Raw genomic sequence first — 15,324 nt, 5'->3', positions numbered from 1 at the left:
CCAGCTATCTGTACACCTACGACGAGCTGGGCCGCGTAACCGCCAGCAGGTATCTGCGTGAAAGTCCGGACGATAACAATTTCAGAGGTTCACAGGCAAATTACAAGTACACGGATAGCACGATCGTCGAAACGGCTTTGCGGGTAGATGCCGAAGGAAATTTATCGCCTTATCCTACGGAGCCCAATTACAAGGTTACCTATCGCTTGAATGCCGAGGGGCTTGTTTATGAAGAGTTTGTAGAAGGTACTGTGATCTGGGGAGGTGAAACTACCTTGCTTAGCAAGTATACTTACGAAAACGGAAACGTGGTAAAAGTAGAAACTACGGATGCATACGGACAGGTAGTAAGTACCCTTTATTATGAGTACGATGACAAAGTGAATCCATTCTATAAATGGACGTACATGTATAACCCCGTGCTTCATTGCAGCCGAAATAATATTATCAGTGTGAGGACCAGCCAAAGTCAGCCGCAACGCACAGAATACACTTACAATGAACAGGGGCTTCCGCTCACCAAGAAAAATGTAAGCTCAGGCGCGGTACTCACTTACGAGTGGGAGAACTTCTAAGATTCGTTTTTATAAATTAGCTGTGAAATGAAAAGCCCGTCTCGGTTAGGAGACGGGCTTTATTAATGGATTGCAGGTTTCTTTGGCAGGGGCGATTATTTCATTTTAACCCCTAATGAAACACCAAACTGGTAAGGTCTGGACTTCCAGGTCTGGCCTGCTACTTTGCGCTCTGTGAAGCTGTACTGCAAATAAGGTCCGATTTGTAATTGAATTCCGCCTGTCTGGTACACCTGCTTGTAAAAACCGAGGTTACCCCAGATCAGGTTCTGTCCCTTGGGCAACAGCCGGGTATATTCCGCGCCCACATTCACGCTGTAATTTTTCATAATGTGCTGCGGAATATCAAAACGCTGGCGCAGACCGATGCCGAGCAGATGCGAACGGTCATCCTCCACATGTTTCTCTCCAATCCTCACCATATTGTATTGCTGTGCAGCAGTTCGCGTAACCATTACCTGATTGGTGCCGATTTCGTATTCATTCCAGTTACGGAAATAGGCGTAGCTCACAAGAAGCTGGGTGTGTTTTCTTTCAACACCCGCGGTGAACTTATAGGATAATGATTTGGAAGATAGCAATGGCGCGAACCGGAAGTTCTGGATCCGGTCCGAGGCAGACTGGCTCAGGTTCACAAGCTGGAAGGTTTGAAGGACGAAAGCTGAGAAAATACCTTTTAATCCAAATGCAGTTCGCGGCTTTTTAGCGGCTTCGTCGATGGTGTTTGTAGCTAAGTGTGGTATAGTGAGCGGTTTTGATGAAGTGCTAAAATGGATGGAATCAATGGGAGATACCAATGCGGGATTCACGGGCTGTTCGGCTTCGGTAATCGCAGGATTATCAATTATTTCAGGATCTGAGTTCGAGTTTTTATTTGCAGTGAAATCTTTATTCGTTTTTTCAAAAACTACTATTGAATTAGGATTGGAAGCGCGGTTTGTAAATCGTTTTGATCCATTTGCTTTATCTTTTTGAATACTAACTTTCTCCTCTGGCCGGCCTTGAATAGTTGTTTGCTTACTCGCATTTTCCAGCGTACTTGCCTGACCGGCATCTTCATTTAAATGTCTATGATCAAGTTGATCCGTTACACTTTTTCCGCTTTCTGAAATAGGTGCCAAATCTTTGGACTTACTATCTGCATTCTTGGTGTTTTTCAAAACTGCAATGGGCGTTTTGCCATTGAATGGGCGGTTGTATAGCAGATACCCACCTAAAAGCGCAACAACCAAAAGCAGCGCGCCGGCCCTGTAAAACCAGTAAAGCAGGTTTGGTGATTTACCCAAAGCTGCGAAAACATTCACACGCACCTGGTCTTTCACCGGTGCATTAAAACCTTGAAACTTCTCCCGCAGTCTTTTCCCAAGCTCGTTATCAGCTTCTTCTTCCGGTAACTTCATAAGATTCGACTCCTAATTCTTGTAACTTCTTGATCAATAATGTGCGCCCGCGTTGCAACTGCGACTTGGAAGTTCCCTCCGCAACTGACAGCATCTGAGCAATTTCCGCATGGGTATACCCGTCAATCAAATGCAGGTTAACAACCGCCCGGTAACCATCCGGAAGGCTGCTGATGACGCTTAGTAAAAAATCTGTATCCAGCTGTTCAATAATCCTGAAAGAGTTGCTCACGTCCATTGCGCCTTCGGAGCTTTCAATGGATGAATGGAGCAACTCTTTTTTGGTGGTACTATGGTAATAATTGATAGCTGTTCTGATCACCACAGACTTCACCCAGCTATCTACCGATTCAGGTTGTTTAATTTGTTGTATGTTTTTGAAAATCTTGATAAAAGCTTCCTGCAAAATATCATCCGCTTCCGCTTCGGTTTTGGCATACCTGAGACAAACCCCTTTCAAGCTGTTCTTGTAACGATCATAAAAAACATTCTGCGCCCGCCGCTCTTCCCGCTGGCATCCTTCCACCAGCTGTGTAAGAGAAGCGTAATCACGCCACTTAAATAATCTCATCAGGGATGCATTAAATCCTGGTCAGCCGACCCTTCATTTTACAGAAAATTATCATTTAGTAAAGTCCAAGGTACTTTCGATTCAGAGGACTTCCATTTTGATCAAAGGTGAAATACCAGACTTGAGAGCCGGCCATATATCCGTTGTGCTTCTGAATGCTGACGCTATAACTCTTCACACCATCCATTTCATGCTTGATAATTCCCGAAAACTGACCCGTAAATCCAAAATTCTTGTATTCTTCCTTACTGGCAAGGTAGCTGTCTATGTTCTTTGGAAGTTCGCCGCCATTTCCCAGATACACAGGTTTCTCAGAGCCAGCCACAAGTTTGCAGTCGTGATCAAACAGAAGCTCAAAATTGTTGCTGTTTTTGACGAGCCTGACCTGGTAAGACTTTTTGGATTGTGCATTCACGGAGATATTGGCCCACATCAGTTGGAATTCCTTTTTTTGAATGTATTCCTGCAAGGTTTGCGGTAAATCGTTCAGTTCGGTTGTGGAAAAACTGGTGCTCACCGGCAGCATTTCGATGTTGTAAGTGGTGGGTTGCCCTGCGAGGAATGTAGCTCCCCATTTAACCAGGTAAGGTTCTCCCTGCCATGAATAATCGGCCAGATAAGTCTTTGAGAAATTACCTTCACTAAACAGGATATGTTCCTGTTCCCTGAAATTCGAGAATGTGCCGCCTGTGATGACGCTCGGATTAAGGAGGCTTTTCAGGCTGTCTGGTGCATCTGTTCCTGCAAGTCTGTAAGTCACCAGAATATGGTTCGGGCTTAATGTCGAGCTATACTTTTTGGCCCGGGATTCAAGCTCTACATTCCAGATCTTGTTTTGCAGGATTTCGGTAAAAACCATATGCTGCGGGTCTTCGTAGGTACTTTCAACAAGCTGTATCACCTGTGCCGGAATTTGTATCTCGTCCGGCGCGGGATCTGCGACTTTGTTACAGCTGCATAAAACAACTGTTGTTAACAGGAAAATGAATAAAGCTTTCATAAGTGAAATGTGCTTTTTTGATTTGATCCGAACCAATCTAATTTTCCTTGTAATTGATCACAAACTGGTGACGCCCCATTGCGCCGACGATAACGAAGCGACGTGTGGGATAGCCCTGGCTGTTGACAGACGCAGTTTCACTCAGAATAGTACCTGGCTCACGGCAACCTTCTGATTTGCTGCAAAACCGTAGCGTCTTACTTATTTGGTTGTTGGTAGTAAGAATGCCCAGATAAGGCACAAAGGTTGTATTCAAATCCCAATTATAGGCAGCCAGCAATACACCTAACATCTGGAATTCTTTGCTGTTTGCGAAAATACTTTTGTTTTGGTCAAATGTCTGTTCCAGAATTTCCCAGATAGCAAGCGGGTTACGTGCTTTTGCGGCATTGTTTTCTGCTACAAAATCAATATTGCCGGCTGCGTCCAGGTAGGTTGACCCGTACCTTACATTTTTTCTCACCGGAAACCCATTTGCGTCTGTTTTGAAGCTGAATGTGCCTTTTTGCTGCCCCTCGACAACCTGGCGCGTGCGGACGGAAAAGTAGAACCTCGCAGTTTTCAGATCTGTCTTCGGATCGTAGTGTGTGCCGGGGTCATGATTGTGTCGCAGGACAACTTCTGCCAATCTGCCCTCCTGGTAGTAAAAGTTGACCCAGGGCCGGGCAGTTCCGGATGGCGGCGCCATAGGTGTGAGCAAGGTATCTGTTACTGATACCAGCTGATCGTCGGAATTGTACCTGAATTTGGCGCGGTATATCAAATGGGAAAGTGAACCACCGTCTTCATTGTAATCTATGGCAGCCGGAATCAACTTTTCTTCCAACCGGTCATCTTTTTTATCCATCAGCTCCTGGTCGCAGGAAGCTAAAAACATACACGCAAGCAGCGCCTGAAAAACTTTTTTACCCAGAGACATCTTGTGAAGGTTAACTGTTAAGATTGAAGTCCGGATGTTAGACAGGAGCGGTCAGGGAAGGGGTTGCATGTGTGATAAAAAATGTTGGGATCAGTTATCGGGCGAATCTGTTTTGTGTTGTATTTCAATCCTTTTACGGCCAGCTCTTTCCGTCGGCAGTGAGTTTCACTATTACGGATTGAAGTTCTTCTATGTCCACCGGCTTTGTCAAATGTGCATCAAAACCTGCCTGCATTGCTTGCAGCTTGTCTTCATGCTGGCCATAACCCGACAACGCAATCAGCTTGACCTGACGTCCCCATGCCCCTTCGCGAATCAGTGCGGCAGTTTGATATCCGTCTAGTTCCGGCATTCCGATATCGCAGAGTACTACGGGTGGTTTGAGCATTTCAACGGCCTCGGCACCTTCCTTGCCACTTGTCCTGATATCTGTGTGAAAGCCTTTTAGTTTAAGTAGCATAGCAGTCAGCTTGGCCAGGTCTTCCATGTCATCTATGAGCAGGACACGCATAGCTGACCGGGCTTCTGAAAGATCGTCCTTTTGAGACTTCTCACGGTTTTCTGGTAGATCCAGTAGTGGTAAGAATACCCTGAATTCACTCCCGGAACCAATACCCGGACTTCTTGCATCAACATGCCCGCCGTGCATTTCAACCAGCTGCTTCACCAATGTGAGACCGATTCCCAACCCGCCTTGTATTCTGGCGAGTGAATTATCTCCCTGAACAAACAAATCAAAAACGGATGTTTGCTGTTCAGGCGTGAGTCCGATTCCATTGTCTTTCACGCATATCACTGCTTCTCCATTTTTTGATGTGAGGCTCACCCACACTTCTCCATTATCTTCCGTATACCGGAGACCATTGGTTAAGAGATTCGTAATTACCTGGGATAATCTTGTGCGGTCGCCTTGTACAAACAGCTCCGCAGATAATGTTGAAATGTGAAGCGTTTTACCGCGGGCCTCGTATTGGGGCTGAATGGCTTTTACGGTATCTGTAATAAGCTGATCAATTTTCAAGCGTTCCAGTTTCAGCTCAATTTTCCCCTGCGTAACCCGGCTGACATCCAGCAGATCATCAATCATGCGTACCAGGTGAGTAGCCTGGTTGTCCATCATACTCACTATTTCGGAAGTTTGTGAATCGGCCTGCTGCGTCATTTTCAGGATCGATATTCCATTCCGGAGGGTCGATATGGGGTTGCGGAGCTCGTGAGCCAGCATGGCCAGAAATTCATCCTTGCGCCTGCTGGCTTGTTTCAGCGCATCTTCGCCTTGCTTTTGTTGCGTCAGGTCACGCATAACTTTAAGGAGCCCGATCACATTGCCCGCTTCATCAAGCAGGGGTGTGGTCACTCCTGATCCGTAAAAGCGCGAGCCGTCTTTTCGGAGATGCCAGCGTTCGTTCATTGCCCGGCCTTCGCTGATTGCTTTTTCTTTTTCAGTCTGAGGAGCGCCTTTTGCCCTGTCTTCCGGGACAAAAAAGATTTCTCCTGGCTGGCCTACAATCTCTTCTTCCAAATAACCCATCATATTTTGCGCCCCTGCATTCCAGTCGCGCACCCGCAAATCCAGGTCCAGCGTTAATATCGCATAGTCCTTTGCGCTTTCTATAATGGCTTTTTGCCGCTCTTCGATCCGGTGCAGGTCATTTTCTGCCCGGCGCCTTGCGGTGATGTCAAACATCACACCACTCATGGAAACCGGCTTATCGCCTGATCTTTCCATAACGCGGCCATATCCGCTCATCCAGCGCTCAGAACCATTTTCGAGTACAGCCCGGAATTCCGTTTCAAATTCAACATCCTCCGCCAGTGACTTACGAAGTAAGCCTTCAACACGCTCCTGGTCTACGGGATGAATGTGTTTGAAAAACACCATTGGGTCAACAGGACCAGCCTGGGGTTCCATGCCAAAGATCTGAAAGTGCCGCTCGTTCCAGATTACCTGATTCTTCACAAGATCCCATTCCCAGGTTGCCATATCCGCCGCTTCTGTTGCAATCCGCAGTCGCTTTTCCGAATCACGTACATGCTGCTCGGCGCGTGCACGCTGGACTGCCAGCCAGGCCCTGTCAATTGTTTCACGCACCAGCTGGATTTCCCGGGGTTTCCACACCCGGGGTTGAGAATGGTGGATGGTAACCTCGGCAAGTAGTTTCCCATTCTTGACAAGCGGGACCATCAGCCAGGCCCGCGTTTGAAGCGCGGCGTACCCGGCTTGTTGTTTTGGCAGGAGGTCGTCATCCTTTACGTCTTCGCGCCAGAGTGGCTTTCCCTGTAATGCTTCTTCCAATGCTCTTGGTGTAAAATCAGAAAGCTGCATTGTTGTTCCTTTCGTAGGGAAAAGCCCTTCTTCCAGGCTTTCCGCAGTGATCCGCATGGTACCTCGCTGGTCGAGTGCCTCTGCCAGTAACGCGCGCGGCGCATTTAATTCTTTCCGTAACAATCGTAAGGCTTCGTCCTGAATACGCATCGCATCGGAAAGCAGGCGCAACGCATCACTCAGTTCCAATAGGTAGGCCTTGTTACGCTCCTGATATTTGCGCTCGGTAATATCCTCCATCAGCAAACCCACCTTGTCTCCGCCAATTGAGAAGACATCTACATCATACCATCGGGCCATACTAACGTATTCACGCTCACAATGCTCGGGAATGCCTGTGCGGGCAACTCTGTCGAACAGCTCTAACCAGTGAGCATCGGTGTTCGACATTATTTCCTTAACAGGTTTTCCAATACAGTCTGAAAGCTTCATACCAGTGAGCCGCTCGAACTGTGGATTTGCATTAACTAGCCGATGATCAACGGCATTACCGTTTTCATCCCGGATCACTTCATTTTCCTGATAGCCCTGGCTCATGGTTTCGAATAGCATGCGGTACTTTTCTTCGCTTTTACGCAAAGCTTCTTCGGCTTTGGCGCGCTCTATGGCCGCCCAGGTACGTTCGGCCACTTCTTCCAGCAATGCAATTTCATTTTTGGTCCATTTGCGCGGCCGGGAGGAGATAGCGACCATAGACCAGAGCGGTTTATTTTCCTTGCGTAAAGTCGCCCCTATCATGGCGCGCATGCCGAGCTGTCTGCTGTTACGCTTCTCTTCCTCGGACAGACCTTGCCTTTCCCAATCGTCTTCAATGACAACCGTTTTTTCGAAGGTGGTTTCAAAAGCTTCCGGATAGTCTGACAAGATGAAATAATCGGGCAAGGGCGGCACACTGTCGTTTCCGATTTGATAGTCGAGCTCCGCCCGGCCTTTTTCGAGATAGTATGTTGTAATATAGCTTCGATCGAGACCTAGATGCGCTATCAGCAGCCGGATCGCACAAGTTGCAACTGCATCAACAGACTGCTCTGTACGCAGGGCGTCAGAAAATTTGAGCAGGAAGGCTTGTTGCTGCTCAGCGATTTTACGATCCGTAATGTCATTGTATAAAACAGCGAACTGGTCTCCCTGAATGGGATAAGCCCCGGCTTCATACCACCGGTCAATCTCTTTGAAGTAATGCTCAAACGACAGTGGCACACCTGAATCAACCAGGTTGGTAAACGTTTCAATCCACCATTGGTCAAGGGAAGGAAATATCTCTTTGGCCGTGCGCTCAAGTTGGAGCTGCATGCTGATTCCCGTCTGCTTCTTAAAAGCTGGATTCAGTTCCAGGATCTTATAGTCAAAGCCCAGGCCATTTTCGTCCCGGATCAGCTCGTAAAGTGCAAATCCCTGGTAAATGGAGGTAACAAGCTTCTGGTACTTACTATTGGCGTTTTGTGCTGCTTCGTCTTTGAGGCGCAGGATTTCTGATTCGTTTTTTTTTCTTTGGGTGATGTCTTCCGTATTCATCACAAAGCCGTCACCCATTTTCACCAACGTTTGGTGAAACCACTGGTCCTCAAACTGTTCATGTGAATAGTATTGCTCGTGATCGACGGTGATCCCTTTTTCTGTCACCTGCACAAACTTGTCGAATAAGCCCGTTTCCTTCACACCGGGATTTTCCTCCAAAAGGCTCTTTCCTGTTACATTCCCATAAAGCTGGTTCCACTTGTGATTTGTCAACGTCCACCGGAAATCAATGATCTTCCCAGTTTCGTCTCTGACAGCCCTGAAAGCCTGGATAAAAAAAATGGAGCTATCAAAAATGACCTGTAAATTTTCCTTGGCAGTCCTGAGCTTTTCCTCGGTGTTTTTGAGGCTTGTTATATCCGACGTCGTAGTAGCCACACCGCCATTAAGCTTTACTACTGACTGACGGAACCAGCCATTGAATTGCTCATGTACATAATGTTTTTCGTACTGTTGCGGCTCACCGGTTTCGACGACTTGTTTGAATGCGTCGAAAATACCTTCGGCCACGACCCCGGGCTGGTGTTTCAGCAGGCTCTTACCAATGACATTGCCGTAAATTTTTTCGGAAGCGTGGTTATTTAGTATCCAGATGAAATCTACAATCTCACCACGGTCGTCCCGCACGGCTTCAAACACCTGCATCATATCCATGGAAGAGTCGAGCGTTGCCCTGAGAAGATTCTCGGAGATATTCAGATCGTTACCCTGTTGTTGGCCCGGGCTATCAGGTGGTGAAGAAGATGCCATACCTTGACTTCAATGTTTGTTTAGCGCCAAAACAATACGAAGTGTATGAATAACCGATGGCTATTCTACATTACAGTTCGAAGTATAACATATACTTTTTTAAAGCGCTGCCACATTCCACTAAAACAATGCCAGCCAGGTTACCTTTTTCGCTTCGGCTCAAAAATAATGCGTGCCATAAAGCTCATTCCATTATTCCGGAAATTAGTCGGAATACCTGTAACAAGCCCCAGCGCGAGATTGGAGGCCAGTACCAGTTTCATTTGCGGACGAATAACGGTGTGATTGCTTGTGGCGGAAGACTCATCATTGACCTCGACCCCCAAAAAGTGCCCGCCGGGAAGCACATAATGCATGCTCGCATTGATTTGATAAAATAACTCCCGTTTTGATTCCTCCGGTGTAAACTCCCACTCTGGGCCCGTGTAAATCATGGAATGGATGCGCTCTCCCCATTTTTTGGCCACGATAAAAAACGGGCTTACTGAATTACCTTTCAGCATTCCGCGGCCACGGTTGATCGAGTAAAATGAATGCGCGCGGAATTCGTGCATATAACCCGCCGCCATCGACATTTGCTGCTGATCAGAAACCAGGAAAGTATATTGAGCCGCCAGTTTCAAACCTTCAATGCGGTTTCGGGGAAGTGAAGCGCCTTCCTGCGGCTGGGCGGGGCGGTAAAAAGCAAAGGGAACCTCCACTTCCAGACCAAGCCGGTTGACGGGCGAAAATTCGTATTCAACAAAGGTATGGTTGACCGTATAATCCTTGTGCCCCTCAATACCGTAACCCACGTTCCATTCTTTTTCACCTTTCCGGGCACCCAGGTCACGGATGAGGTCCATATAAAGCGGCTCCGCGTGGCGGATTTTCAAGGGTTTTGGTTTTTGAACAGAATCAACCTGCGCTAAGGCTGGCAGCATTGTAGTTGCAATAAGTAGTGTTGTGATGATGAAGTTTTTCATGCCTTTTAATTGTTTTTTAATACAATGTTAAAGGTCAATTCTGGAATCAATTGGGAAGGAAGCGGTTGAATGCTCATTTACTTACACGGGCAACTCTGTAAATTACATGGAAACTTTTGGTGGCATTTATATAAATTGTCGGTTCAACAAAAAACCTTTCCGCATGACACATACTACCTCCAATCCCAAGATCCACGAAGGCCGGAACCTGAAACGCTTCCGCGAAATGCTCGGTATTAAGCAGGATTTCCTCGCCTTCGAGCTCGGCGAAGACTGGAACCAGCAGAAAGTTTCTTTACTCGAACAAAAGGAAAAAATCGAGTCCGGTATTTTGGAGCAGGTAGCAGCGATTCTGAAAATTCCCGCTGAGGCGATCCGGAATTTTGATGAGGAGCAGGCTGTGAATATTATTTCAAATACTTTTCACGAAAAGGCTTTCGAAAATTCATTCAATAACGGCACAATACACTTCCATCCCATTGACAAAATTATCCAGCTTCATGAAGAAAAGATTGCGCTTTACGAGCGGATGTTGAGGGAGAAGGATGAGATGATGGGGCGGTTGGAGCGGTTGGTGACGGGGGGGCAGGGGAGATGTGGAATAAAGTTTATCCTTGCATTTCGTTTTATGCATTTAGTTTTTCGGTTAAATAACAATCAATAGAAAAGTGCCGACTATGAGTATGTCAATATGTTCGTAGTCCGTAACTGCTGATATATCCACTTAAATCAAATAAAAAGGGCGCCTCGTTTAAAACGGAGACACCCTGTTATGTTGTTACTTGATTCAGATAATGTCTAAATCCTCGGTTCGCTTCTTATTGAGAGAGTCTTTGTAGTTTTTAATCGCTCGATTGTTAGCTATTCTCTGTGCGCTGGTTGTAGCTAGATTTGCATTTTCTTCTTCCAGCTCTCGAATATATTTTTTCGTCTTATACTCATAGTGCCAAAGGTTTACATTAGAGCGGATGAATTTCCATAAAATAAATGTGACATAGCCAGCTATGGGGGCACAAATGGCCAAACCCTTTTTCGTGGCTACGTCAGAAACTAAATATAGCAATGATGAATAAAATGAGCTAATGGCCGTAACCGACCCCTCAGATTTGGATACAAGTCTTTTTCTTGACGTTGAAGGCATTATTTAAGAACCTCTAAAAGCCGCTGGTCTTGGTTCTTGCTGTGATGCTTTCCAAGCGTGACGGACTTTCCGGTTCTTCTGTTAATAACCTTCATTTCATCTTTAAACAAACCTCGGAGGAAGCGGGCCACTACACTCACAGCATACAATGTGGTAGCTGTCAATACAGCTGATGCCAATGTAGTTGCGAAGTCCATAATGATTTAAGTAAGTTAATTTTAACTTATTATAGTCCTTTATCTCCAAAGGCTATAACACAAATATCACACCTATGATATATGATTTCCTAGAATTATTAATTTTTCGTAGTAAACATACTGATTAAACGGTATGTATTTATCAATTAGTGTCGTTCTCACATACAACAATGGTCTCGTAGGGAATCGAACCGCCCGGCGGCCCGCGGCACCGGCCGCCCGGCCCAAACCTCCTGATCCGTACCGGGGTCGCGCACGACTCAGGTGCTCAATCCAATTTAATTTTCCATAAAAAAAGCGCCAATCTTGCGAAGGGCGCCTTATTCTGTGGTCTCGTAGGGATTCGAACCGCCCGGCGGCCCGGCCCAAACCTCCTAATCCGTAGTCAGCTTGAGCATAAAACAAAAAAGCGCCCATCTTGCGAAAGGCGCCTTATTCTGTGGTCTCGTAGGGATTCGAACCCCAAACCTCCTGATCCGTAGTCAGGTGCTCTATCCAATTGAGCTACGAAACCGTTCCGTAATCGGACTGCAAAGATAGAAAAGTGTATCAAAATACAAGCATGTTTTTAAATAAAAATCTTGTATTGAAATCTATATAATGCTATTTCCCTTGAAAATCAGGCTTTCTTTTTTGTAAAAAAGCTGAAATTCCTTCGCTGCAATCTGCACTTTGGAATAAGATCTCCTGGTTAACCCTTTCAAGTTCCTGCATGCGTGCCAGGTCCGAATGCGAGGATTCATTCAGTACTTTCTTCATCGTGCCAATGGCGAGGGTAGGGGCGGTGGCGTAGAAACGGGCGAGTTTGTCTACTTCATGATCGAGCTCAGCAGCGGGTACCGATTTATTGATCAAGCCGATTGCAGCTGCTTCATTTGCTCCTATTTTCCTGCCTGTTGACGCTAGTTCAAACGTTTTTGCCATTCCGATCAACCTTGGCAAAAAGAATGTGGCGCCTGCGTCGGGCATTAAGCCGATCTGGACAAATGCGAGGCTCAGATAGGCTTCTTCAGTAGCTATCACGATGTCGCAAGCCAGCACCAGAGAGCAACCAGCGCCGACGGCCAAGCCATTTAATCTGCATATAACCGGCTTGGGAAGCGTGCGGATCGCATTGATCATCGGCTCGTAGTAATCTTTCAGCAGCTGCTCCGCTGTGTTGCCGGCTGCCATCGTTTCTTTCAAATCCGCGCCCGAGCAAAATGCCTTTTCACCTTCCGCAGTGATGATCAGAACGCGGATACTTTCATCGGCCGCTACCTCCGAAACCGCCGCTGCTATTTCCTGCATAAGCTTCGGGTTGAGGGCGTGGTACACTTCGGGCCGGTTAAGGCTCAGCCGCGCAATGCCATTTTCTTGAGTAAAAAGGATGTTTTCGTACATGGAATGGCGCGTTTAGATTCTCGGATCAGAAATAGAAATACACAGTAAGGCTGCTTACCAGTACGCCACACAGAAAGCCAGCAAAAACCTGCCTGGGGCTATGTGCATTCAATTGCAAACGGGCGCTGAGGAGTAAGCCTGCCAGCAAGATCGCGATCAGCAACGGATTGAGCAATGCAGCTTCATCAAAGCGGATCATCAGTCCTGCGAGCATCGCGATAACGCCGCCTATACCCGTCGCATGCGCACTGATTTTCCAGAAAAAACTTACGCAGGTTACAACAACAAGCGACAAAGTCACGCTGGCAAGTATCACCGATATCTGTGGCGCCATTTCTCCGACAGGCTGCAATTGCCACCCGAAAAGGTAAGTGGCAAGACCATAAATGATCACCGTTGCCAGATATGGTAGCCGCCGCTCATTTACATCGTCGACGTACAGATTTGTTATCACCCCCATTTTCATAAAATAATAGGTAACTACCGCTGGTGCGACAAAGGTGTTCAGGAATAAGAGTGTTAGCAGGCTGCCCAGTGCAGGAAATTCAAATGCGCTGACTCCGACCAGGTCTGGCGAAAGCAGGAAAAGTAATGCAAACAGGTAAGTTGTGAGGATCAGCGGGTGAAACAGCACTGATAGTATAATAGCAAGTCGGTTATTCAATGGGAAGCGCTTTGATCTGAATTTTAGTAAACAAAATTAACCTGAAAACGATAGTGTACAAAAACTGGCCCAAAGCTGCTGCAAGAGTTATTTTGATTTCAACGATTTAAAAAGTATTCCCTGAATGCAGCCATTTCTGAACGTTCCGCTTCCAGGTATTTTTCAAAAATCTTGTTACCAACCTGCTCCCGCAGTGCGGATATACCGACGTCGATCAACCTTAATCCGGTATCTGTCAGCAGGATATTGTCATAATACAGCCCGCCTATGCCCGACGGGCGTCGGAGATCGCGGTGGACGAAGCCGTTTTTGTGAAGCTGGTTGAGCTCGTCTTCAAATACATCCAGCCATAATTCTCTTGTACCAACTTCAAATGCACGGAAATCAATGGGCTTCAGTCGCTCCATGACCAGCATTTCTGCCTCAAACTCTTCATGAAAATCGAGCCGCACGAATTTCACAACCAAGCTATTAACCAGGTTTGCATACTTCATTTTCTCAGCCTCAGACCCAATATCCGAGCGCGTATCGTCCATAAAAAGTTTGGCTACCTCGGTTTCTGAAAGCGCAATCACCAGGTTGTTGGCACCAGAAGAAAGTCGGTTCGGGTATTTCATTGATTTGGCGGTCGATTTGGGATCAATTTAAGCTAGCTGAGCGAAAGTTCATATCTGAGCCACAACTTCAGGCGAATAGTTGCTCGGCATGAAAATTTAAGCTTGCTTTCTAAACTACATCACAAATGGCAAAGGCTAAGAAAAAAGCTAAGAAATCAGGCACCAAGAAGAATAAGCTGGGCGTAAAAAACTCACTCGTAAATAATATCAATGCCCGCAAAAAGAAGGGTACTTCCAGATCTAAAAAGAAAAAGACGGTCAGTAAGAAAGCCTATGCAAAAATGCAGAAGAACTGGGGCCGTAAAAAAGGTAAAAAGACAAAGAAAAGCGGTAAGAAGAAGCGTTAGTTCACCACGTTAATGGGTGAACCGCTTTGAAAAGCTTGCAGGTTTTCCGCAGTCAGCTGCATTAACCTTTGTCGCGCTTCAAATGTAGCCCAGGCTACGTGCGGTGTGATCACGCAATTCGGTGCGGAAAGTAATGGATTATCAGCTTTGGGCGGTTCCACGGAAAGTACATCCAGACCAGCTCCGGCGATTGTTCCATTTGTTAATGCTGCTGCGAGGTCACTTTCATTGATCAGCGGACCGCGACCGGTGTTGATGATTATAGCGTTAGGCTTCATACTCGCGAGGCTGTTTTTGTTCACGATCTCCTTTGTTTCCTCAGTCAGCGGACAATGCAGACTTACTACGTCGCTGTTTCTGAAAATCTCATCCAGCGAAACCATTTCAATGTCTTTTACAGGCTTGGGATGTTTGCGGTAAGCAATTACTTTCATTCCAAATGCCAATGCGATTTCAGCCACATTCGAGCCGATATCGCCCAGTCCGATCAGTCCCATCGTTTTCCCGGCCAGTTCTGTGAGCGGCGATTTGGAATAACTAAAATCCTGCGACGCAGCCCATTCACCTGCAAAAACGCTCTGGCTATGCATTTCGGCCCGATTTACAAGAGATAATAACAGTGCGAAAGTTTGCTGTGCCACCGAAGCTGAACTGTAAGCTTTTACATTGGTCACCACAATGCCCTGGTTTTTGGCCGCTTCAATGTCAATGTTATTAAAACCCGTCGCAGTAACCCCGATGTATTTGAGTTTGGGGAGCTGTTTCAGCGTCGCAGCGGATAACACGACCTTGTTCACCAAAATCGCCTCCGCCTCCCTGGTCCGCTCTGCAATTTCCTCCTGCCGGGAACGATCATAAATTTGAACATTGCCCAACTGCTGAATAGGTGCCCAGTTCAGGTCGCCAGGGTTTAAATTATATCCGTCAAGTATTACAATGTTCATGATTTCA

The 15,324-nt window shown here is 46.6% G+C and carries 13 protein-coding genes, 1 tRNA gene and 1 pseudogene; 3 read left to right on the top strand and 12 right to left on the bottom strand.

Annotated elements, in window-relative coordinates; genetic code table 11:
• Window positions 1-575: hypothetical protein (locus tag ACTIE6_RS06210; RefSeq protein WP_439555806.1), on the top strand; the 575-nt coding region annotated here is incomplete at its 5' end.
• Between the two features lie 95 nt (window positions 576-670).
• On the opposite strand, the gene ACTIE6_RS06205 is transcribed toward ACTIE6_RS06210, so the two are convergent.
• From ACTIE6_RS06205 to ACTIE6_RS06180, 6 genes are all read right to left on the bottom strand, one after another.
• On the bottom strand, window positions 671-1,975 hold the full coding sequence (locus tag ACTIE6_RS06205; RefSeq protein ID WP_439555805.1) for a hypothetical protein: 1,305 nt from the start codon (window positions 1,973-1,975) through the stop codon (window positions 671-673).
• Window positions 1,950-2,546: an RNA polymerase sigma factor gene (locus ACTIE6_RS06200; protein WP_439555804.1), complete on the bottom strand. Its 597-nt coding sequence runs from the start codon at window positions 2,544-2,546 to the stop codon at window positions 1,950-1,952. Before ACTIE6_RS06200 ends, ACTIE6_RS06205 begins: the two co-directional genes overlap by 26 nt.
• A gap of 55 nt (window positions 2,547-2,601) precedes the next feature.
• Complete coding sequence (locus ACTIE6_RS06195) at window positions 2,602-3,546, bottom strand: hypothetical protein (RefSeq protein ID WP_439555803.1); 945 nt, start codon at window positions 3,544-3,546, stop codon at window positions 2,602-2,604.
• A 37-nt stretch (window positions 3,547-3,583) separates the two neighbouring features.
• Window positions 3,584-4,465 carry a hypothetical protein gene (locus tag ACTIE6_RS06190; protein ID WP_439555802.1) on the bottom strand — a complete coding sequence of 294 codons (882 nt, stop codon included), beginning with the start codon at window positions 4,463-4,465 and terminating at the stop codon, window positions 3,584-3,586.
• A 133-nt stretch (window positions 4,466-4,598) separates the two neighbouring features.
• Window positions 4,599-9,059, bottom strand: a complete 4,461-nt coding sequence (locus ACTIE6_RS06185) for a PAS domain S-box protein (RefSeq protein ID WP_439555801.1) — start codon at window positions 9,057-9,059, stop codon at window positions 4,599-4,601.
• A gap of 140 nt (window positions 9,060-9,199) precedes the next feature.
• Window positions 9,200-10,024 carry an HAEPLYID family protein gene (locus tag ACTIE6_RS06180; protein WP_439555800.1) on the bottom strand — a complete coding sequence of 275 codons (825 nt, stop codon included), beginning with the start codon at window positions 10,022-10,024 and terminating at the stop codon, window positions 9,200-9,202.
• A 163-nt stretch (window positions 10,025-10,187) separates the two neighbouring features.
• Here ACTIE6_RS06180 and ACTIE6_RS06175 point away from each other — a divergent pair.
• Window positions 10,188-10,604, top strand: a pseudogene (locus ACTIE6_RS06175) (XRE family transcriptional regulator); the annotation flags it as partial.
• Between the two features lie 560 nt (window positions 10,605-11,164).
• Here the strand turns inward: ACTIE6_RS06175 and ACTIE6_RS06170 are convergent.
• From ACTIE6_RS06170 to ACTIE6_RS06150, 5 genes are all read right to left on the bottom strand, one after another.
• The gene (locus ACTIE6_RS06170; RefSeq protein WP_439555799.1) at window positions 11,165-11,362 is read right to left on the bottom strand and encodes a hypothetical protein; all 198 of its coding nucleotides are present in this window, start codon (window positions 11,360-11,362) and stop codon (window positions 11,165-11,167) included.
• Window positions 11,363-11,802: 440 nt separating this feature from the next.
• Window positions 11,803-11,876: transfer RNA gene (locus tag ACTIE6_RS06165), tRNA-Arg, on the bottom strand.
• An 89-nt stretch (window positions 11,877-11,965) separates the two neighbouring features.
• A complete protein-coding gene (locus tag ACTIE6_RS06160) occupies window positions 11,966-12,745 on the bottom strand; it encodes an enoyl-CoA hydratase/isomerase family protein (protein ID WP_439555798.1) in 780 nt (259 codons plus the stop codon).
• Window positions 12,746-12,770: 25 nt separating this feature from the next.
• Window positions 12,771-13,409, bottom strand: a complete 639-nt coding sequence (locus ACTIE6_RS06155; RefSeq protein ID WP_439555797.1) for a hypothetical protein — start codon at window positions 13,407-13,409, stop codon at window positions 12,771-12,773.
• Between the two features lie 98 nt (window positions 13,410-13,507).
• Window positions 13,508-14,026 (bottom strand): hypothetical protein, encoded by a 519-nt coding sequence (locus ACTIE6_RS06150; RefSeq protein ID WP_439555796.1) that lies wholly within the window; start codon window positions 14,024-14,026, stop codon window positions 13,508-13,510.
• A 125-nt stretch (window positions 14,027-14,151) separates the two neighbouring features.
• Between ACTIE6_RS06150 and ACTIE6_RS06145 the strand changes: the two genes are divergently transcribed.
• Window positions 14,152-14,373 carry a hypothetical protein gene (locus ACTIE6_RS06145; protein WP_439555795.1) on the top strand — a complete coding sequence of 74 codons (222 nt, stop codon included), beginning with the start codon at window positions 14,152-14,154 and terminating at the stop codon, window positions 14,371-14,373.
• On the opposite strand, the gene ACTIE6_RS06140 is transcribed toward ACTIE6_RS06145, so the two are convergent.
• Window positions 14,370-15,317 carry a D-2-hydroxyacid dehydrogenase gene (locus tag ACTIE6_RS06140; RefSeq protein ID WP_439555794.1) on the bottom strand — a complete coding sequence of 316 codons (948 nt, stop codon included), beginning with the start codon at window positions 15,315-15,317 and terminating at the stop codon, window positions 14,370-14,372. The genes ACTIE6_RS06145 and ACTIE6_RS06140 overlap by 4 nt on opposite strands.
• Window positions 15,318-15,324: the final 7 nt, after the last annotated feature.

Source organism: Dyadobacter sp. (assembly GCF_051859145.1).
In the GTDB taxonomy this organism is placed as follows: domain Bacteria; phylum Bacteroidota; class Bacteroidia; order Cytophagales; family Spirosomataceae; genus Dyadobacter.
This window is presented reverse-complemented; position numbering and strand designations above follow the sequence as displayed.

Bases quoted from the DNA above. Each gene is read 5' to 3' on its own strand.
- ACTIE6_RS06185 (WP_439555801.1), bottom strand. From the start codon at position 9,059: ATGGCATCTTCTTCACCACCTGATAGCCCGGGCCAACAACAGGGTAAC.
- ACTIE6_RS06160 (WP_439555798.1), bottom strand. From the start codon at position 12,745: ATGTACGAAAACATCCTTTTTACTCAAGAAAATGGCATTGCGCGGCTG.
- ACTIE6_RS06200 (WP_439555804.1), bottom strand. From the start codon at position 2,546: ATGAGATTATTTAAGTGGCGTGATTACGCTTCTCTTACACAGCTGGTG.
- ACTIE6_RS06205 (WP_439555805.1), bottom strand. From the start codon at position 1,975: ATGAAGTTACCGGAAGAAGAAGCTGATAACGAGCTTGGGAAAAGACTG.
- ACTIE6_RS06195 (WP_439555803.1), bottom strand. From the start codon at position 3,546: ATGAAAGCTTTATTCATTTTCCTGTTAACAACAGTTGTTTTATGCAGC.
- ACTIE6_RS06145 (WP_439555795.1), top strand. From the start codon at position 14,152: ATGGCAAAGGCTAAGAAAAAAGCTAAGAAATCAGGCACCAAGAAGAAT.
- ACTIE6_RS06180 (WP_439555800.1), bottom strand. From the start codon at position 10,024: ATGAAAAACTTCATCATCACAACACTACTTATTGCAACTACAATGCTG.
- ACTIE6_RS06150 (WP_439555796.1), bottom strand. From the start codon at position 14,026: ATGAAATACCCGAACCGACTTTCTTCTGGTGCCAACAACCTGGTGATT.
- ACTIE6_RS06170 (WP_439555799.1), bottom strand. From the start codon at position 11,362: ATGGACTTCGCAACTACATTGGCATCAGCTGTATTGACAGCTACCACA.
- ACTIE6_RS06190 (WP_439555802.1), bottom strand. From the start codon at position 4,465: ATGTCTCTGGGTAAAAAAGTTTTTCAGGCGCTGCTTGCGTGTATGTTT.
- ACTIE6_RS06140 (WP_439555794.1), bottom strand. From the start codon at position 15,317: ATGAACATTGTAATACTTGACGGATATAATTTAAACCCTGGCGACCTG.